Genomic DNA, 18964 nt, shown 5'->3' on the forward strand with positions numbered 1-18964 from the left:
ACTTGCTACGCAGTGTTTCCTTCAGAATGACAACTAACCCTTTGGCGAAAAATTGAGTCAGTAAGTCTTAATACCTAGGTGGGGAAACTTGGCTAGAAGCGATCGCGCTTGTAATTTCTGGTATGAGTCAAAAACTCTCCTCTTCAATCTCGGTGCAACTGTTGACAGCAGAAAACAAGCTGAAATAGAAAGTTGCTAATTTTTACTGAGGACATTAATCATTGCAAATATAAATTGACTCTAGAGGGAGTTTCAACAGAGTAAATACGGAGGTTTATTAATTAACAACTATTTTTAAGGTCTAAACTATAAAACAAAATTCTTTTTTATGACAAGAGCCTAAGCTGCAATTACTAATTTATAAGGATTTTACAAGTTTGCTGCTATTCAAACTATTCACTAATAAAAATTAAGATTATGTAGCTAAAGAAACTTCCTATATTGATAGCAGTGCAGTAATGGCTTTTTGCTTAATTATCTAGGTAGGTAACATTAAGTACATTCCCGAACCTTCTGGCGTTGGCACGAAGGCTTTAGCTGGGATTAGCTTTTACAGGAACTTACGGATGTCGGCGTCGTAAGGTGAGTGCAAATTAGACTTTAAAACTTTTTAATAATCTGCTTATTCACCCTCTCGCTCCTCTTTTAGGGGTTGGGGGTTTTATGTGACCGGAAATGGCTTTAAAATTTTTGCGCTAGCGTAATAAGAAGTGAGCTTTGTTGTGATGGTCGCCGTGCTGTTTAAGAAACGTCCGATTTTACTGGCTAGTTTATCTCTTTGCTTGCTTAGTGTATCGACTGCCTGTGCAACTGCTCCCAACGGGAAATCGTGGGAGAGTAGTTTTGCTGCTGACCCCAATTTGCCGGATAATGGTTTGACGCTGGATCAGTCTTCGCCGCAAGGTAATACACAACCGAATGCGATCGCCCAATTACCAGAAGACTTCCCCTCTGAAATCCCTATTTATCCAGAAGTCCAACTGCAAGCAGCTTCTAATAGCGAACCTCGGTTAGCGCGTTGGACATCTCCTGACCCTAGTAACTTAATCCAAAGCTATTACCAAAAAGAATTTCAGTCCAACAACTGGGAAATTGTCACACAAAATGGTGACGATACCCGTAGCACCCTGGTGGCACGTCGAGATGATCTGCAAGTGAACCTATCAGTTCAACCCACCAGCAGAGAAACGCCTGCTACATCAGAATCGCCCTCCACTGACGCTGCAACTGAACTAACTATCGAGTACAACCGCAATGCGGGTGAAGTTGCGATCGCAGAAAATTCGACATCTGAGCCAGATTCACTCTTAAGGGTAGGCAATATAGGTCAGCGTTTGGGGTTAAATTCCCCAGGCTCATCAACGGCTGATAATTCTACCAATACGCCCCAGACAACAAGCGTTGCCTCAGAGTTTACTGACATTGAAAAAGTCCCCCAATTTCGTCCGTACATTGAAGATTTAGCAGTGTTAGGGGTATTGAAGCCCGACTCTGCCTCCAAAAGTAACTCCGCTAGCGGTGCCTTTGAACCGAACAAAGCCGTCACCCGCCGCCAGTACGCTCGGTGGTTAGTTGCTGCCAATAATCAGGTTCATGCCAACCGCCCAGGGCAACAAGTTCGCTTGGCATCAGGAACATCTCAACCGGCGTTTTCCGATGTTCCCCGTAGCGATCCAGATTTTGCAGCCATCCAGGGATTAGCGGAAGCGGGATTGATTCCTAGTACCCTCAGTGGTGACAGTACTAACGTGCTGTTTCGTCCTGATGCTCCGTTAACGCGGGAAAACCTAGTGTTGTGGAAAACACCCCTTGATACTCGCTCTACCTTACCCAAGGCTTCTGTGGAGGCGGTGCAGGAAACCTGGGGCTTCCAAGATTCTGGCAAGGTTAACCCGACAGCACTACGGGCGGTGCTGGCAGATTTTCAGAATGGCGAGTCTTCCAACATCCGTCGGGTGTTTGGTTATACAACTCTATTTCAACCCCAGAAAACTGTGACTCGTGCTGAAGCCGCCGCCGCCCTTTGGTACTTTGGCAGTCAAGGGGAAGGGCTTTCGGCAAAAGAGGCGCAGCAACTGAAGCGTCAACCGAGTCAGCCAACAGCACAATCGGAGGCTCCACCTACAGGTTCAGAGAATCAATAAAAAATAGTTTCCACTCAGTTGTAGGTAAGCTAGTGGTGGCGTTTCGCAAAACGCCCTATTTTTTGTTCCTAAATATGATTCAACTCAACTATCGACAGGAGTATAATGCGGCGGCTCACGCTCCGGAGGTAAAATTAGTGCGTTTGCTAAGGTAGTGCCAGAGTATCAGCCCTAGGGGATGACGATTGATTTCATTTTTATGTAGTTTTCCTTTGTATTCGCCTAATAGCCTGTAAAGAGGAACGTTGCCGGACATTTTGGTATCAATAATTTGGGCAAGTTCAGGCGATCGCCTGCTAGATTATTTCAAGCTTGGTGCTTAAAGGCTAATGCTCAACAGTTGCCAGATCGGATGAATAAACAGAAACTCTCTCACCTAGTTGGTATTCTCATTAGTTTACTGTTGTTGAGTCTGGCGATTTGGGTAATTACTCGCGAACTGAAGGCGTACAATTACCGCGATGTATTGAATAGCCTGACAAGACTGCCGGACGATCGCCTGTTGATGGGGATAATACTCACAATTCTGGGTTATCTAGTAACGAGTGGGTATGATGTATTGGCGTTGCGCTACATCCGCCGTCAGCTTCCTTTCCCCAAAACGGCTCTGGCAGCATTTACCAGCTTTTGCATTAGCAATAGTGTGGGCTTTTCTTTTTTCACAAGTAGTGCGATTCGCTACCGTTTATATTCAGCCTGGGGTCTATCTAAGGTAGAGATTGCTAAGATCATTGCCTTTGGCAACCTGAGCTTTTGGCTGGGTATGTTTGCCGTTGGCGGTGGATTGTTTTTAGTAGAGCCACTGGCAATTCCTGAAACGCTGAATTTACCCATTACTTCAGCCCATCACATTGGTGGAATTTTTCTGGCTTTGGTGATGGGTTATCTCTTGTTGAGTGCTTGGAGTAAGCGCAAGAGTCTCAAAATCGGCAACACCATACTTGTACTTCCTTCTTTAGAGATCTCAATTGCTCAAATTGCTCTTTCAGCTATCGACTGGGCGATCGCGGGTGGGGTACTTTATGTTTTGTTAACAACCGAGTCAACTTTGTCTTTCCCCGCTTTTTTTAGCATTTACCTGCTGGCACAAGTTGCGGGGATTGTCAGCCACGTTCCAGGTGGCTTGGGAGTTTTTGAGACAGTGGTGGTGCTGTTGCTTGCGCCGACTATCCCTGCTGATGTGGCGCTGGGGTCGTTACTAGCTTATCGAGGCATTTATTACTTTTTACCGTTGATGGTTGCCTTGTTATTGCTTGGCGGGTACGAGCTACGTCGCCGCCTAAATTAACTGAGTTCTTGAAGAGGTCTAATAGACTTCTTGCATGAATTGGAATTACCCCCCTTAATCCCCCCTTGGTAAGGGAGGAAACTATCTCCCTCCCCTTGGCAAGGGGAGGGTTGGGGAGGGGTCTAGAGGATTTGTGCAAGAGGTCGAATGACTGTTATCTGTTCTAATACTCCATCCCATCCCCAACAGACTAATAACTAATGGCTGGCGCAAGTAAAAGCCAGGAATATTACCTAGATGAAAATCACTGTCAAAAGATTGTCACAGCCCTGTCAAATCTAATCGCTAAGCTACTGAGTAAGGTAAGTCTCCTCGCGGTAAGAGTTATGAATGAACAATACGACCCAAGAACAAAGAGCTTCATTAACGAGCAACTGACAGGAAGTGACTACGTTGTATCTCCTATCCAAGACCTTACGACTGCTGAAGCTTTCCGCCAGCGCTGGGAGCAGGATATTACTAGCCGTTTCCGAGAAGCCAGAGCGCGCTTTCCCGAATTTTTTCCCTGTTTTGAGCTAAGGGACAACCCGCAAACAGGATTGCAGTATTCGATCCACTTTCAGCCGTTGACTGGACATGCCAAGGCACTAATCCAGTTTGCTCCCCAGTTCCCACACCAAAAGGAATTTAAGCCAATTGAGCAATTGTGGAACGAAGTCGGGCAAAGTGAGTTAGACATTCTGTTTGAGCGCGTTCCGACTCAGCTAAAGCTCAAGCCACCCAAACAGCTATGGAGTGTGCGGTGGGGCAAACTCATGTTGAGAGTGGGTAGTTTTCGCAAAATCAGATTTCCCGCCTCAATCGCCAGCAACCTAGATTAGTTTGTGCAATCTAGGCGTGGAGTTGTTGCGAGGGAGGGCGTTGTGACATTTTGCTATCATTTGTTGATTCGACCGTTTCTTTTTTAAGACAACCTGATAAAAGGCTTAAGTTAGCGATCGCCTTTCCCCTTTAGAGGCTGAGACTGATTCCCCTTTAAAAAGAATTTTTATACCCAAGCTTTCACGTAGGGGAAACCAACTCTCCAGATAGAGCTTTAGATTGGGTGAACTTGAAACAATAAGAAACTATTGTGTTTCAGGCGATCCCTTCATGGACTTTAACTTTTTTGACCTATTTTGGATTTTTCTTGTATTCTCTTCGCTCCAACCTTGGTGGCAAAAACGCCAAATGGAAGCGAAGCGAGTGCAAGCCTTGCAGGGGTTTGAGCAACAACGCAAAAGCCGCGTCATCTTGCTCATTCATCGCCAAGAGTCTATTAGCTTGCTAGGAATCCCCCTCTCTCGCTACATCTCAATTGAAGACTCTGAACAAATCTTGCGGGCGATTCGTTTGACACCGCCTAATGTCCCCATTGACCTAATTTTGCACACCCCAGGTGGTTTAGTTCTCGCTACAGAACAAATTGCCAGAGCACTAATTCGTCACCAAGGCAAAGTCACGGTTTTTATCCCCCACTACGCGATGAGTGGCGGCACTATGCTTGCTCTTGCCGCTGATGAAATTGTCATGGATGCCAACGCTGTTTTAGGGCCCGTCGATCCTCAGTTAGGTCAAACAGCCGCTGCTAGCGTCCTCAAAGTGGTTGAACAAAAGCCGATTGATAAAATCGACGACCAAACTCTGATTATGGCGGATCTATCTCGCAAAGCCATACAGCAGGTTCAGAATTTTGTCCGCACGCTACTCAAAGATGACTTTCCGACACAGAAGATTGCGCCGGAAAAAGTTGAGTCAATCATCGAAGCCCTGACCACCGGGCGAGTCACTCACGATTATCCGATTACCGTGGAAGAGGCAACCGATCTGGGTTTGCCTGTTACTGTCGGTCTGCCACCGTCCATTTACGGCTTGATGGATCTATATCCTCAACCTCAGGGAGGACGCCCATCTGTACAGTACATCCCCATGCCCTACGAACCCCGCCCTGCTTTACCCGCATCGAAAGGCAGACCGATGGAGGAAAGCAGACCGTAAAGCAAGAGCGCTGTCAGCACTGACTTAGCAGGACTGTTTCACTCCTTGGACTCTTACGGTTCGGCAGGGGGAGAAATTTCGCCTGATCAGCTTGAATTCCCGGTAGAGCCTTGAAGCAGTCAAGGAGGATTACATCCCTCTCCTGAACTAATCAGGAGAATGAAACAACCCTGCCTGAAACCTTACGGGGAAGGGGAGGGTGATGGCGATGGCACCAGGGGCGATCGCGGTGGTAATGGTGAGGACGATGGTACTACAGGCGATCCCTGTGGTGACGGCGATGGCGACGGTACTACAGGTGATCCCTGTGGCGATGGCGATGGCGACGGTACTACAGGCGATCGCTGTGGCAACGGTGATGGCGATGGCGATGGTGATGGTACTACAGGCGATCGCTGTGGCGATGGCGATGGCGATGGTGATGGTACTACAGGCGATCGCTGGGGTGATGGCGAAGGAGAAGGCGATGGTACTACAGGCGATCGCTGGGGTGATGGCGATGGCGATGGAGAAGGAGAAGAAGATCGCTGGGGTGATGGCGATGGTGATGGCGAAGGCGAGGGAGATGCCCCTGGTCTAGGTGCAGGTGCTGCTGGTTGTTTGCCCAGTATTTCCCTAGCTTGTCGGTCAAGAAGCTGACGTTGTCGTAGGGTGATAATACCCGTTACTGGCAAGTTGTTTTGTCTCTGGAACTCCCTGATAACCGCTTCTGTTCGTTCGTCATAAAACTGAGTACGTTCCAAAGGTGGATTTGGCTTAACCACAAGATTCAAGTTGCCTTTGAGAATTCTTACCAAATCGGCAGCGAAATCTTGAGTGTTTGGGCCAGCGATGCCATCAACTTGCAACCTGTAGCCCCGCTGAAATTCCTGCACGGCGGCTCGCGTTGGCTGATCCCTCAGGCTGTCTCCTGGAGTGATGTTATAGCCAAAACCGCGCAAAAGGGTGCGAAATTCTCTGGGGCTATAATCTTGACTGCGAGCGGCTTGGACAGTTTCGTAACTTACTAAACTCGCAGTCAAACCAAAGCTGACTATAGCCAGTGCTGCTCCATAGCGATTCCACATATTATTACTAAGCTCCTCACATTGATCACTAGAGTTAAATAGCAAGTAATTGAAATAAATACAATATAGGCATAATCGGAGAGATAGGAAATTTAATTTTCCAATCCTTTGTTTATTTCTGATGTTTTTTTCCGATTAATGATCATAATCCCCTAAAAAATAAACGTTCTCCTACCCTTGACTTGTTTTATGATTCATTGCATCGGTCAAGGGTGTATTAATTGCTACTATACTTGCGCTATTTTCCGATCTCGCTTGGGCAATAGTTTCTGATTGTTCGTTACTGACAATTAACCATTGACAAGTAAATAATGACGGAATAATTATTAATTATTGATTTATGTCATCCCTCCGAAGACTGAGTTCAAAAACCTCCCATCGCCGTCGCAATCTCTGGTTTGAACGAGTGGTGGCAATTTTAGCCCTCACTAACTATGGAATTGTGTTATTTGACTTAAGTTACATTCCGTGGCGAGATTTTTATCTGCGAGCCTTTCCGGCATTTAGAGCAGACATCGGTGGATTAGATGTGCGGGTTCCTTCTTTAACAGACATTTATGATCCCATCAAGGGAATTGAACCAAATCGAGATACCCAGCGTTATATCGATGCTGTCAATGCGCTGAAAGCCCAAGTCGCACAAACAGGGTTGCAGTCACCAGAAGTTGAACCCTTGCTGGCGAGGTTACGCAATCTCAGCGCAGAAATGATTGACACCAATCCCTTTGAGGTAGCAAATAAGACAGGGGCATTGGAGAAAATTAAAAATAGAATGCGATCGCACGTTCCTAATCAAGGCGATTCTTCCAAGCAAGCATTTCGGGAGTTTTGGAGTCAGGAGTACCTGTCTGGGCAAGGGTTTGCCCAAGCGATCGCCTTTTACAACCAAGAAATTCAGCCCCCCATTGAAACCAACTACTTCCGCCCCTTTGGGGAAACAGGCGACCTTGTTGATTACTTCTGGAAAATCGACATCTGGTTTGCCAGCCTGTTCTTCATCGAATTTCTTCTCCGCACCTACTACATCCATCGGCGTCACGCAGGTTTGCGCTGGCTCGATGCTATGCTCTGGCGTTGGTACGACATCTTCTTGTTTTTACCCCTGTGGCGCTGGCTGCGGATTATCCCCATTGTCATTCGCCTCAACCAAGCCGACTTACTCGATCTCCTTCCTATCCAAAAGCAAATTAACCAGGGATTTGTTGCCAACTTCGCCGAAGACCTTACAGAAGTGATTGTTGTTCGCATCATCAGCCAAATTCAATACTCAATTCGTCAGGAAGATTTCAGCCGCTGGCTAGCGGGAGCCGAAGCCCAAACCTACATCGATCTCAACGACACCAATGAGGTGGAAGCCTTAGTTAAACTGGGGATGGAGATGGCAGTTTATCAGGTTTTCCCTAAAATTCGCCCGGACATTGAAGCTTTATTGCAACACAACATAGACAAAGTACTGAATCAAACGCCAGCGGTTCAGGGACTCCAGAAAGTCCCTGGCATGGAACAATGGCAACACCAGCTTACGGAAAAACTTGTTAAAGAAATCTGCCAAGCCGTATATGACACTGTTAACGGGGCTTTACAACCTGACCCCGTTGGAGGGCAACTCCTTGAGAGATTGATTCAAAATGCCAGCGTCGCCTTTGGTGCAGAACTGCAAGCCAAACACACCCTAGAGCGAGTCAAGTACCTACTGATCGCCTTTTTAGAAGAGGTGAAGATCAACTACGTCGAACGCTTGTCTGAAGAAGACTTAGAGGCTGTATTAGAGCAAACTAGGGCCATCCATCGAATTGCACAACGGTAGTCAAGAGTAGTCAAGAGTAAAGTCTACTTCTCTCCCCAGAGCATTCCGTTGTGCGCTACACTCGGAAATAGAGACGGCAGCTAGTTTGTTTGTCTCTAGGCTTCTTGGAAAAGTTTTGCCTTGAAGTGGGTTAGCCCCACTTTTTTTGTTGGAGTTTTTCAATGACTCATCCTGTAATCCCTCAATTGATTGATTTGGCAACACCAGTGGCAGAACAACTGGGATTGGAGATCGTTGGGGCAGTTTTTCACACCAATCAACGCCCTCCAGTGCTGCGTGTAGATATCCGTAACCGCACTGCAGATACAGGGCTAGAAGACTGCGAACGGATGAGTCGTGCTTTGGAAGAGGAATTGGACGCCAGTGACTTACTTCCAGACGCTTATGTTTTGGAAGTTTCCAGCCCTGGGACTTCACGCCAGCTAATGACTGACCGAGAGTTTATTGCCTTTAAAGGATTTCCTGTCCTGGTCAAGACTTTTGCGCCATTTGAAGGACACAAAGAATGGCAAGGTCAGTTGATTAGCCGGGATGAAACAAATATTTACCTGAACCGCAAGGGGCGATCGTTTGCCATTCCCCGCGAATTGGTTGCTCGGGTACAGCTAGACGAGCAACGGTAAATCACCAAACCGTCAGAGCGATTCGCTTTGCCGCTTTCCGTGTCGTAGTTTTGAATGTGTTGCCTCCGGTTGTTTTCCAGAGGCTAACTGCTAACTACTGCCCACTGAGTACATTACTGGAGTTTTGCTTATGTCAATTGTTAGTCTGCCTGGACTCAAAAAGATGATTGATGAGATCTCTCAAAGCCATAACCTGCCGAGGTCGGCTGTCCAGCAAGCGCTCCGAGAAGCGCTGATCAAAGGATACGAGCGCTACCGCCGTGCTCAACGCTTGGATCGCTTCCATTTTGATGAAGATTACTTTGATAACTTTGAAGTCGATCTCGACGTGGATGAAGAAGGCTTTCGCATCCTCGCCACAAAAACTATTGTTGAAGAAGTTAGCAGCAACGATCACCAAATCGATCTAACAGAAGTTCGGGAAGTCGCCCCTGAAGCCCAACCGGGAGCGGAAGTGGTGCTGGACGTCACTCCAGATCAACGGGAATTTGGTCGGATGGCAGCGATCCAAACCAAGCAAGTGCTGTCACAAAAACTCCGCGACCAGCAACGGAAATTAATTCAAGAAGAATTTGAAGAATTAGAAGGCACCGTTTTGCAAGCCAGAGCGCTACGCTTTGAGCGACAATCAGTGATTATGGCACTGAGCAGCGGCTTTGGTCGCCCCGAAGTTGAAGCCGAACTGCCAAAGCGCGAGCAACTGCCTAATGATAATTACCGCATCAATGCCACCTTTAAAGTCTTTCTGAAGAAAGTGCGCGAAGGCCCACACCGGGGGCCTCAACTGGTTGTTTCCCGTGCTGCTGCTGGCTTGGTAGTGTATCTATTTGCCAATGAAGTGCCAGAAATTGAAGACGAAGTGGTGCGGATTGTTGCCGTTGCCAGGGAAGCCAATCCCCCATCACGTCATGTGGGCCCAAGAACCAAGATTGCTGTAGATACCTTGGAGCGAGATGTTGACCCGGTGGGGGCTTGTATTGGTGCTCGGGGTTCCCGCATTCAGGTGGTCGTCAATGAATTGCGCGGGGAGAAAATTGATGTTATTCGCTGGTCTCCTGACCCTTCAACTTATATTGCCAATGCTCTGAGTCCCGCACGAGTAGAGCAAGTGCTGCTTGTGAATCCCGAAGGACGGCAAGCTCATGTACTGGTGGCAGAAGACCAATTGAGTTTGGCAATCGGAAAAGAAGGACAAAATGTCCGTCTAGCCGCACGCCTGACGGGTTGGAAAATTGATATCAAAGACGTGGCTAAGTACGATTACGAAGCAGAAGGCCGCAAGATGGAGGCGCTGCAAGCCGCTGCCTTAGAAGCCGCAGCTGATGCGGAAGATGAGCAGGAATTTGACGAAGAGTATGAAGATGACGTGATGGAATCTCCTATCATCACCAAGTCTAACGATTGGGATCAGGAGAATATAGACCCGGAAGCACAGCTTGATGAGGAAGAGGAAGAGGAAGAAGCCGTCGATTCTCCGACTTGAGTTACGCTGAGGTTGGCAAAGGAGCAGAAGTGTGAAGGGTGTATATGCGGGATGGGGGTGCGCTAATCAACGTAGACTCTCGTAGCCCCGGATAAATTCATCAAGGGGGCTGGCGCTATTCGCCACTAGCTAATCACAACTGAGGGCCTAATTACTCAGAACGTCAAAGTAACGGTTGCCCATCACTCCTTGAAGTACACTCATGATTTGGGATGCTCGCATCAACGCCTATGGAACCTAACAACCGACGTTGTGTAAGCTGTCGTCAAGTGGCACCTAAGGCAGCCTTTTGGCGTATTGTTAGAGTCTACCCCTCAGGTTTAGTACAATTAGATGAGGGCATGGGACGTTCTGCTTACTTATGCCAAAACTCTAGCTGTCTGGCAGCGGCTCAAAAGAAGAACCGATTAGGGCGATCGCTACGAGCATCAGTGCCTGAAGAGATATACAAAACCCTATGGCAGCGTTTAGCCGCCATGCCAGTAGCAGAAAATGCCCAAGTGGCAACTCACTCTCCCAAAAAATAATCCGTTTGCTGAATGAGTAGCAATCGTTAAAATAGATTAAGGAGAGACAAGTTGATCAAGAATGTTTGGAGGAAAAGGCGTTTTAGGCAAATTTATTAGCACATTGACCAAGCCAGCCGCCTAAGGTTGGAAAGCCAATCTGCTTTTGGAAAGATATTTGCCCGTTAAAAGAAAGAAAATTAGTCTACTCTTTAAGAAGTCGCTCGCTGGCTTCCTGTTAAGCGGGTTTGTTTAAGTGTCAGCGACAATGCAAAGCGTTAAATAGCAATTCTTTGTTCCACACACTCGGTATCAAGAAAATGAACAATTGGTTGTGCGAGCGGTGGTTTATGGTTTAACAACCCAATAGGTAGTAGGGGGGATAGTGGATGAACAACGGCAAAGTAAGAATTTACGAGTTATCACGGGAATTAAATTTGGATAATAAGGACATTTTGGGTATCTGCGACCAGCTCAACATCTCCGTCAAAAGTCACAGTAGCACGATTACAGAATCGGAAGCTGAACGCATACGCTCGGCGGCAGAAAAGTATTCTGACCGTCAAACAGCGGTAGCCAGCCGTGATTCTGCCTCCGCTGAAGGACCATCTTCTGCTAAGTCACTCAATCGTCCTGATGGTCAGCGGAAACAACAAATTTTGGAGATTCGGAAGCCAAAGGCTCGTCCTGTTGCAAATACCCAATCAGGTACTAATGTAGCTACGCCTCCCCAGTCCCCTCAACCACCTAGCCGAGTGGTTGCTGCGTCTCCTAGCAAGCCCACGATCAGCCGACCGATGCCGATTGCCAGCAAGCCGGAAGCGAAACTGGACAAAGAGCAAGAGCCGGAGCTGGAACCGCAGCAGCCGGAAGAGACTGAACCCTCAGTAGCATCTGAGGAAACGTCAGAAGAAAAGTTGCAACTGGTCGAACCTCCTTCACGACCTAAACGGGAGACGGCTCAACTAAGTCAGGTTGAGCGACCCCTTCTCAAGCGCGATCGCCCAGAAGCCCCGGTACCGGAAGCTAGGAGTGCACCTGCACCGCAGCGAGTCAGACCAGCGGTGGGCAAGCAACAGCCAGACTCTTCAGGCTCGTCTACAGAAGTCCGTCGTCCCGCACCACCGTCGATACCCGACTTGCAGCGTCCGCAACGGAGAGTCAAGCCTTCCCGCGATCAGGAACTTGAGGTTGGGGCAAGCACAGATGAAGATTCAGAAGAGGAACTAGAAACGGTAGATAGCGGGGAGTTGAATCTCCGACGCCCGACGCCTCCTCGGTTGGTGAAGCGCAAGTCCTGGGAAGAGGAAGAAGAAGAAGGACGCGAAACCGCAAAGCCGAACAAAAGCGGCAAACTGAAGCGGCGCACATCACTTTTGGACGAAGAAGACGAAGACTTCGATCCAGATGCAAGCGCAGAGACTGTTTCCTCCGTGGCGGTGAGCTTATCGGTGGCACGTCCGCCTAAGCCAAAAAGCGCATCGGGAGCTTCTCCAGTTAGTCCTGGTCCCAACATCAGTCGTGGGAAAAAGCCACCAGCGACTAGAGGAGATCGCAGTGCGAGCAAATCCGACAGCCGCGATCGGCGTCGTGAGAAAAAAGCTGTACCTGAACGTCCCGATAAACTGCTTCTGACGACCAGTCTAAGCATTCGCGAACTCGCTGAGGCATTAGAAGTCGCAGAAACAGAAATCATCAAGAAGCTATTCTTCAAAGGGATGGCTGTCAACATTACCCAAACTCTGGATATTCCCACCGCCAAGATGGTGGCAGAAGAATTGGGAGTGGAAGTAGAGATAGGAGAAGAAGCTGCTGCCGCTACCAAAGTTACCGAAATGGTGGATGCGTCAGACAGCGAAAGCCTCCAGCGGCGTCCGCCAGTGGTCACTATCATGGGTCACGTTGACCATGGTAAAACTACCTTGCTGGATGCTATTCGGGAAACCAAAGTGGCACAAGGGGAAGCCGGGGGCATTACCCAGCACATCGGAGCCTACCATGTGGATGTTGAGCATGAAGGCAGAATGCAGCAGGTTGTCTTCCTCGACACTCCAGGTCACGAAGCCTTCACCGCTATGCGGGCGCGAGGTACCCGGGTAACTGACATCGCCATCTTAGTAGTGGCAGCGGATGATGGGGTGCGACCACAAACCATCGAAGCCATCAGCCATGCCAAAGCCGCAGGCGTCCCAATGGTCGTTGCCATTAACAAAACCGATAAAGCTGAAGCTCAGCCAGACCGAGTTAAGCAAGAGCTGACAGAATACGGCTTAGTGCCGGAAGAGTGGGGCGGCGATACGATCATGGTTCCAGTCAGTGCTATCCAAAGAGAGAACTTAGACACTCTCCTGGAAATGATCCTACTGGTATCCGACATTGAAGACCTCTACGCTAACCCTGACCGTCTTGCTAAAGGCACGGTAATCGAAGCTCACTTGGATAAAGCGCGGGGACCTGTAGCATCGCTCTTGGTGCAAAATGGCACCTTGCGTGTGGGAGATACCCTCGTTGCTGGCTCTGTCTTAGGGAAAGTACGGGCAATGAGCGGCGACAGAGGAAACCGCGTCGAAGCAGCAACGCCGTCCTTTGCGGTGGAGTTATTGGGACTGAGTGATGTTCCCGCCGCTGGGGATGAATTTGAGGTCTTCGCTAACGAGAAAGAAGCCCGCTCGGTGGCAAGCGATCGCTCCGATGAGCAACGACAGTCTCGTTTGCAACAAGTCATGTCATCCCGTCGTGTCACCCTTAATAGCTTGAGCGCTCAGGCTCAAGAAGGGGACCTCAAGGAACTGAACTTGGTTTTAAAAGCAGATGTTCAAGGTTCCTTGGAAGCGATTCTAGGATCTCTCAAACAGTTGCCGCAAAATGAAGTGCAAATTCGAGTTCTGCTCTCTGCACCGGGGGAAATCAGCGAAACTGACGTTGACTTAGCGGCAGCTAGTGGTGCCGTGGTCATCGGCTTCAACACAACCCTGGCAACAGGTGCGCGCCAATCTGCCGATCGAGCAGGCGTTGATATTCGCGAATACAACATCATCTATAAACTCTTAGATGATATTCAAGGCGCGATGGAAGGTCTCTTAGATCCAGAGCAAGTTGAAGAACCGTTGGGTCAAGTGGAAGTTCGAGCCGTCTTCCCTGTTGGTCGTGGTGCGGTGGCTGGTTGTTACGTACTCTCAGGCAAAGCCGTGCGTAACTGCAACATCCGCGTCCTGCGTAATGGTAAGCAAATCTACCAAGGTATTCTCGATTCCCTCAAACGGATGAAAGAGGATGCTAAAGAAGTCAATGCTGGCTTCGAGTGCGGTGTCGGCGTCGATAAGTTTAACGACTGGCAAGAAGGTGACATCATTGAAACCTTCAAGATGGTCAGCAAGCGACGGACGCTCTCGGCTACCTAAGGCAAAACTTAAAAAGGTAAAAGTCAAAGGAATTCTTTTGGCTTTTACCTTTTGCCTTTTTACTTTTTACTGAAAAAAATGCGTTCTTTCTGGTCTGAGCCTTTTTTGTGGATTCATCTAACAGGGTTGGCAGCATTACCCCTGGCGTTGGAAGTCGTTTGGCTGGGACTGGCAGTAGGGAACCCCCTCCTACCCGTCTGGCTGGAAGTGCTACTCGTCGCTGCCCTTGGCATCGCTCCGGTGCTGTGGATGCAGTTGACCCGTCCGTTTGATATTTTCAGCCTCTTATTCGTCGCTCTCAAGCCGGAACAGTTAACACCGTCTCAGCGAAAACTGTTGCGGGTATTTAAAAACCGCACTAACCCAGTGCTGACCATTACCGCTGCGGTGGTGATGCTGTGGGTCCTCTGGCAAATTTATAAGGCAGCCCCGATAGTGGCAGCAGTAGCTCCTTTGGGTTCAAGTTGGCGAATTGTCGGGCTTTTACTTGCCGGGTTGGCGTTTTTGGGAAGTAACTTGTTTTTGCAGGTGCCTTTGAGCGTTGCCCAAGTTCTCATGACCAGCGAGTCAGAATTCCTAGCCATGGAACCTTATTCTGTAGAAGAAATCCGACAAGCCTTTACTTTACCGGGCTTACCTGTCAACCAAATTTTGCCCGTTGCGGTAACACAGGATTCAGACTTATCGAGTGAAGGTCACTAAACTAAATAGTGTAGGGTCAAAGGCAAAATTCTCTGTTTTTGAGGTTTGAGGACATATATGGCAAGTTCAGCGACCAATACTAGCAACTTCTCTGAAGACCGTCACATCTGGGATAGTCTCAAGCAGGCGATCGCGGCGAGTTCCGGATTTCAAAACTGGCAGCGAGAGCAGTCTCTAGGCAATCAACGTCAGGGGCACTCCCTAGATCAGCAAGTTCGTTGGTATCTCCGGGAAACACTAGAAACTCTGGCTTACTAGGGACTGCCCAATTTGCTTAATTTACAACCTGATGTTGATGTTGGGTAAACGTCCCAATACGTTACTAATTTGCCCGTAGACCTCAACGATGCGATCGCCATCAACATGCACCTCGGGAGTCGGGTAGTTCTGTAGCACTTCAATCAAGGTAATATTTCTATCCTCCAATGCCGAGCCGACTAACGCCGCACGTAAAGACTGGCGATTGGCACTATTGGTGGGAGTATGAATGACCTGACTGACTTGATCTAAAAGCAATTCTCCCGGAGTGCTATTGAGCGTCCGATAAAGAAATATCGGATCGGCTTTGACCTCATTAGTCAATGCTTTCCGAAACTCCTCTGGATTTTGTCCTGCTAGCCGCAGGTAAGAGCGTAGCGAGCTAGAAAGTTCGCCCGTTTCCGCAAAGGTTGTCAGTTCAGGAACTGATACGCTTTCGCGTAGAAAGCGGTATCTCAGCACCACAGAGTCAGCCGCTTCGGCACTCAGGTTACCCAGCCAAATTCCGGCCCCGGCGGCAAAGCCACAGAATAAACGTAGTGATGCCGTTAAACGACTTGAGATTGCTCTTTTACTTTTAGGGATTTGGTTAGCCAATTTCTAATAAAACTTCCATAATTCAGCAATGGGACAAAGAACGACGGTTAAATATAAAACCTCTTCCTTGACCCTTCTCTTCCCAGGATAGAAGGGTTCTTATTATTCTGAAGATAAAAAATATTCTTTGTTCCAGATGCCTAAGTGCTGAGGAGAAAGCACCCCACTCTGTTCGTAGGGAGGAAGCTAGATAGTTTTATGGCTTCTTTGCCTCAACTGACGCTGACAAAACGCGAGGCGGCTAATTGTCGCAGGCGTTGAACATCTTCACGACGCGAAACAGAGAGGGGAACGAAAGTTTCCCCGCATCTAGCTTCAGTAGCGGCAGTTTCCATTCGCGAGCGATCGCTTTAGCTGCCAACGACTTCCCACAGCCTTGAATCCCCACTAAAAGAACCCCTTTTGGAGGAGTGAGATTAAGCGATCGCGCTTCTTTGCTAAACCCAACGTGCGCCCGTTCCAACCAGGCTTTGAGCTGGCTAAACCCTCCCAGTTGGTAGGTATTATCCTCCTCCGGGTAATATTCCAGCAGCCCTCCTTCGCGAATCATCTGGGCTTTGCGTTCCAGTACCCGCTTAATATCCGCACTCCACAGCTTCCCATCCACTAAAGCGGCGTAAGCGATCGCTTGTCTTGCCTGATTGAGCGTCATCCCACTCATCGCTTTGAGCAGTCTCCACGGTTTCCATAACAATCACAGAGTGAAATGAAAGGATCAGGGTTTTCAGGTTGTGAATACTGGTGGGACAGCTCATTTTTAATCATTTGCGATCGCATCATTTAGTATCTACAGTATTTCGTTCAGAAAATTCGGCTAACTAGAACCTATAGATAAAAACAAGCGGTGCGGTGGGATCAGCGTGAGTGTGGTGCTACAAAACCAGCGATCGCTTCACACTTCATTAACTCTCCACCAATAGAAAGATGCTGCATTGTGGCAAAGAAGAGAGAATCAAAACCAACTTCATTCATCTTTATAAAAAATCAGATGTAGTACAGACAAAGTATTGAACCACCAGTACTTCTCCGGCACAAGCGCCTTCCTGATCTACGACACATGCCCCCTGTAATCGGCTTGTTTAGTGGCTTTGCCAACAGACAAGCCATTAACTATCTGTATTCTGGAAGCTGTAGCGAGTGTTTAGGCAATATCGCATCATCTGAAGGAAGCTACACATCACCAGCAAACAGCAGCCAAGGGCGGAAGGTTCTGTTGCAACTAGGCTGGTGTCATGTCGCCATGTCAAAACAATTAAATCAAATTAGTTGAGAAAGAGGAATTTACCAAATGCAAGTCGGAGCAAATTATCTAGGTGACGGTCGTTGTGAGTTTACCGTCTGGGCACCACTGCTGGATAGTGTTGCGGTGCAAGTCGTATCTCCCGAACAACGAGCGATCCCCATGGAGAAGCAGGAGTGGGGGTACTGGAAAGCGATCGCCCAAGACATCGAACCAGGAACAGCGTACTTCTACAAACTCAATGGAGAAACGGATCGACCCGATCCCGCCTCTCAATTTCAACCCAATGGTGTACATGAAGCCTCAGCCGTAGTTGACCATAGCACTATGCAATGGACAGACCAGCAGTGGTCGGGGGTTCCCTTAGAGGAGATGATTATCTATGAGCTGCATGTAGGGACGTTTACTCCCGAAGGCACCTTTGAGGCAATCATCCCCCGCTTAAAAGAGCTGTATGAGTTTGGGGTGAATGCGATTGAGATTATGCCCGTGGCACAATTTCCCGGCAGCCGCAACTGGGGCTACGATGGCGTCTATCCCTATGCCGTGCAAGATTCCTACGGCGGGCCAGAAGCCTTAAAAAAACTGGTTGACGCGGCGCACCAGCAGGGAATGGCAGTGATTCTGGATGTGGTGTACAACCACTTCGGGCCAGAAGGCAACTACATCAGCCAATTCGGGCCATACTTTACAGATACCTATCGCACACCTTGGGGTAGTGCAATCAATTTTGACGATGCCTACAGCTATGGGGTGCGGAATTACTTTATTGAAAATGCCCTTTATTGGTTCCGAGACTATCACTTTGATGCCTTACGCTTAGATGCTATCCATGCTATCTACGACCTAGGAGCAAAGCACCTCTTGCAGGAACTAGGAGAGGATGTTGCCGCCCTTTCCGAAGAAAAAGGTAGAAAGCTTCATTTAATTGCCGAAAGCGATCTCAACGACGTTCGCGTTATTCGTCCGCCTGAGTTAGGCGGTCATGGAATGGATGCTCAGTGGAGTGATGATTTTCACCATGAAATTCACACCCTACTGACCGAGGAACGAATTGGATACTATCAGGATTTTGGGCAATGTGAGCACCTTGCCCAAGCCTACAAAAATAGTTTTGTCCACTCTTGGGACTATTCAAACGCCCGCAAGCGATATCACGGTAGTGATGCTAGCGATCGCCCCGGTCAACAATTCGTCGTTTGCACCCAAAACCACGACCAAGTTGGTAATAGAATGCTGGGTGAAAGATTATCTCACCTAGTTCATTTTGAAGGCTTAAAACTTGCCGCCGGAGCCTTATTACTTTCTCCCAATATTCCCCTGATATTTATGGGAGAAGAATATGGAGAAGATGCCTACTTCCTTTACTTCGTCAGCCATAGCGATCCCGGCTTAGTTGAGGCAGTACGAGAAGGACGCAAACGAGAATTTGCCGACTTTCACTTAGAAGGAGAATACTCAGATCCCCAAAGCGCTGAAACCTTCAACAAATCCAAACTAAACTGGGAATCTCGTCAAGAAGGCAAACATAAAGCATTGTTTGATTTGTATCAACACTTAATTCAACTGCGTCGCACAAACCCCGTCTTAAAACAGTTGGACAAGCAGAACTTAGAAGCTTCCGCAATGGAGGACAAGAAATTAATGTTTCTGCATCGCTGGAATGAAGACAGCCAGATTTTCTGCATCATGAACTTCAAGCAAGAAAGTGTCACATTTGCACCTCAGCTTCCTCAAGGTAACTGGAGCAAAATCCTCGATTCCTCAGAAGAAAAATGGATGGGTGCAGGTTCACAAATGCCAGAACAACTAACCCCCGAACAACAACTAACAATTCAGCCTCAGAGTTTTGCCCTTTACCAAGGGTAAAC

The 18964-nt window shown here is 48.2% G+C and carries 15 protein-coding genes and 2 pseudogenes; 14 read left to right on the forward strand and 3 right to left on the reverse strand.

What is annotated here, in order from left to right; genetic code table 11:
- The first annotated feature begins 710 nt into the window (after window positions 1-710).
- From AC5JR3_RS03085 to AC5JR3_RS03105, 5 genes are all read left to right on the forward strand, one after another.
- Entirely contained in the window at window positions 711-2144 is a 1434-nt protein-coding gene (locus AC5JR3_RS03085) for an S-layer homology domain-containing protein (protein ID WP_495842930.1), read from the forward strand.
- A gap of 352 nt (window positions 2145-2496) precedes the next feature.
- A complete protein-coding gene (locus AC5JR3_RS03090; protein ID WP_495842932.1) occupies window positions 2497-3432 on the forward strand; it encodes a lysylphosphatidylglycerol synthase domain-containing protein in 936 nt (311 codons plus the stop codon).
- 200 nt (window positions 3433-3632) lie between these two features.
- Window positions 3633-4253 carry a hypothetical protein gene (locus AC5JR3_RS03095; RefSeq protein WP_495842934.1) on the forward strand — a complete coding sequence of 207 codons (621 nt, stop codon included), beginning with the start codon at window positions 3633-3635 and terminating at the stop codon, window positions 4251-4253.
- 271 nt (window positions 4254-4524) lie between these two features.
- Window positions 4525-5409 carry an SDH family Clp fold serine proteinase gene (locus tag AC5JR3_RS03100; RefSeq protein WP_495842936.1) on the forward strand — a complete coding sequence of 295 codons (885 nt, stop codon included), beginning with the start codon at window positions 4525-4527 and terminating at the stop codon, window positions 5407-5409.
- A gap of 202 nt (window positions 5410-5611) precedes the next feature.
- Window positions 5612-5989, forward strand: a complete 378-nt coding sequence (locus tag AC5JR3_RS03105) for a hypothetical protein (RefSeq protein ID WP_495842990.1) — start codon at window positions 5612-5614, stop codon at window positions 5987-5989.
- A gap of 64 nt (window positions 5990-6053) precedes the next feature.
- Here AC5JR3_RS03105 and AC5JR3_RS03110 read toward each other — a convergent pair.
- A pseudogene (locus AC5JR3_RS03110) lies at window positions 6054-6476 on the reverse strand (peptidoglycan-binding domain-containing protein); the annotation flags it as partial.
- A 340-nt stretch (window positions 6477-6816) separates the two neighbouring features.
- On the opposite strand from AC5JR3_RS03110, the gene AC5JR3_RS03115 reads away from it, so the two are divergent.
- From AC5JR3_RS03115 to AC5JR3_RS03145, 7 genes are all read left to right on the forward strand, one after another.
- On the forward strand, window positions 6817-8283 hold the full coding sequence (locus tag AC5JR3_RS03115) for a hypothetical protein (RefSeq protein ID WP_495842939.1): 1467 nt from the start codon (window positions 6817-6819) through the stop codon (window positions 8281-8283).
- Window positions 8284-8444: 161 nt separating this feature from the next.
- Window positions 8445-8906, forward strand: coding sequence for a ribosome maturation factor RimP (gene rimP / locus AC5JR3_RS03120; protein WP_495842941.1), 462 nt, complete (start codon window positions 8445-8447; stop codon window positions 8904-8906).
- Window positions 8907-9036: 130 nt separating this feature from the next.
- Entirely contained in the window at window positions 9037-10389 is a 1353-nt protein-coding gene (gene nusA / locus AC5JR3_RS03125; RefSeq protein ID WP_495842943.1) for a transcription termination factor NusA, read from the forward strand.
- A 230-nt stretch (window positions 10390-10619) separates the two neighbouring features.
- Window positions 10620-10916: a YlxR family protein gene (locus AC5JR3_RS03130; protein ID WP_495842945.1), complete on the forward strand. Its 297-nt coding sequence runs from the start codon at window positions 10620-10622 to the stop codon at window positions 10914-10916.
- Between the two features lie 368 nt (window positions 10917-11284).
- The gene (gene infB / locus AC5JR3_RS03135; protein WP_495842947.1) at window positions 11285-14296 is read left to right on the forward strand and encodes a translation initiation factor IF-2; all 3012 of its coding nucleotides are present in this window, start codon (window positions 11285-11287) and stop codon (window positions 14294-14296) included.
- A gap of 78 nt (window positions 14297-14374) precedes the next feature.
- Window positions 14375-14998, forward strand: coding sequence for a low-complexity tail membrane protein (locus AC5JR3_RS03140; RefSeq protein ID WP_495842949.1), 624 nt, complete (start codon window positions 14375-14377; stop codon window positions 14996-14998).
- Window positions 14999-15055: 57 nt separating this feature from the next.
- Complete coding sequence (locus tag AC5JR3_RS03145; RefSeq protein ID WP_495842951.1) at window positions 15056-15256, forward strand: hypothetical protein; 201 nt, start codon at window positions 15056-15058, stop codon at window positions 15254-15256.
- Between the two features lie 21 nt (window positions 15257-15277).
- On the opposite strand, the gene AC5JR3_RS03150 is transcribed toward AC5JR3_RS03145, so the two are convergent.
- Window positions 15278-15853, reverse strand: a complete 576-nt coding sequence (locus AC5JR3_RS03150; RefSeq protein WP_495842953.1) for an alpha/beta hydrolase — start codon at window positions 15851-15853, stop codon at window positions 15278-15280.
- Between the two features lie 295 nt (window positions 15854-16148).
- Window positions 16149-16526 (reverse strand): annotated as a pseudogene (locus tag AC5JR3_RS03155) (AAA family ATPase); the annotation flags it as partial.
- Window positions 16527-16910: 384 nt separating this feature from the next.
- Between AC5JR3_RS03155 and AC5JR3_RS03160 the strand changes: the two are divergent.
- Both AC5JR3_RS03160 and treZ read left to right on the forward strand, forming a co-directional pair.
- A complete protein-coding gene (locus AC5JR3_RS03160; protein WP_495842954.1) occupies window positions 16911-17123 on the forward strand; it encodes a hypothetical protein in 213 nt (70 codons plus the stop codon).
- 18 nt (window positions 17124-17141) lie between these two features.
- Window positions 17142-18962: a malto-oligosyltrehalose trehalohydrolase gene (treZ, locus tag AC5JR3_RS03165; protein WP_495842956.1), complete on the forward strand. Its 1821-nt coding sequence runs from the start codon at window positions 17142-17144 to the stop codon at window positions 18960-18962.
- Window positions 18963-18964 lie beyond the last annotated feature (2 nt).

It is taken from the genome of Kastovskya adunca (assembly GCF_059505785.1).

Coding starts and splice junctions, on each gene's coding strand:
- AC5JR3_RS03090 (WP_495842932.1), top strand. CDS start 2,497: ATGAATAAACAGAAACTCTCTCACCTAGTTGGTATTCTCATTAGTTTA.
- AC5JR3_RS03095 (WP_495842934.1), top strand. CDS start 3,633: ATGGCTGGCGCAAGTAAAAGCCAGGAATATTACCTAGATGAAAATCAC.
- AC5JR3_RS03100 (WP_495842936.1), top strand. CDS start 4,525: ATGGACTTTAACTTTTTTGACCTATTTTGGATTTTTCTTGTATTCTCT.
- AC5JR3_RS03105 (WP_495842990.1), top strand. CDS start 5,612: ATGGCGATGGCACCAGGGGCGATCGCGGTGGTAATGGTGAGGACGATG.
- AC5JR3_RS03115 (WP_495842939.1), top strand. CDS start 6,817: ATGTCATCCCTCCGAAGACTGAGTTCAAAAACCTCCCATCGCCGTCGC.
- rimP (WP_495842941.1), top strand. CDS start 8,445: ATGACTCATCCTGTAATCCCTCAATTGATTGATTTGGCAACACCAGTG.
- nusA (WP_495842943.1), top strand. CDS start 9,037: ATGTCAATTGTTAGTCTGCCTGGACTCAAAAAGATGATTGATGAGATC.
- AC5JR3_RS03130 (WP_495842945.1), top strand. CDS start 10,620: ATGGAACCTAACAACCGACGTTGTGTAAGCTGTCGTCAAGTGGCACCT.
- infB (WP_495842947.1), top strand. CDS start 11,285: ATGAACAACGGCAAAGTAAGAATTTACGAGTTATCACGGGAATTAAAT.
- AC5JR3_RS03140 (WP_495842949.1), top strand. CDS start 14,375: ATGCGTTCTTTCTGGTCTGAGCCTTTTTTGTGGATTCATCTAACAGGG.
- AC5JR3_RS03145 (WP_495842951.1), top strand. CDS start 15,056: ATGGCAAGTTCAGCGACCAATACTAGCAACTTCTCTGAAGACCGTCAC.
- AC5JR3_RS03160 (WP_495842954.1), top strand. CDS start 16,911: ATGCCCCCTGTAATCGGCTTGTTTAGTGGCTTTGCCAACAGACAAGCC.
- treZ (WP_495842956.1), top strand. CDS start 17,142: ATGCAAGTCGGAGCAAATTATCTAGGTGACGGTCGTTGTGAGTTTACC.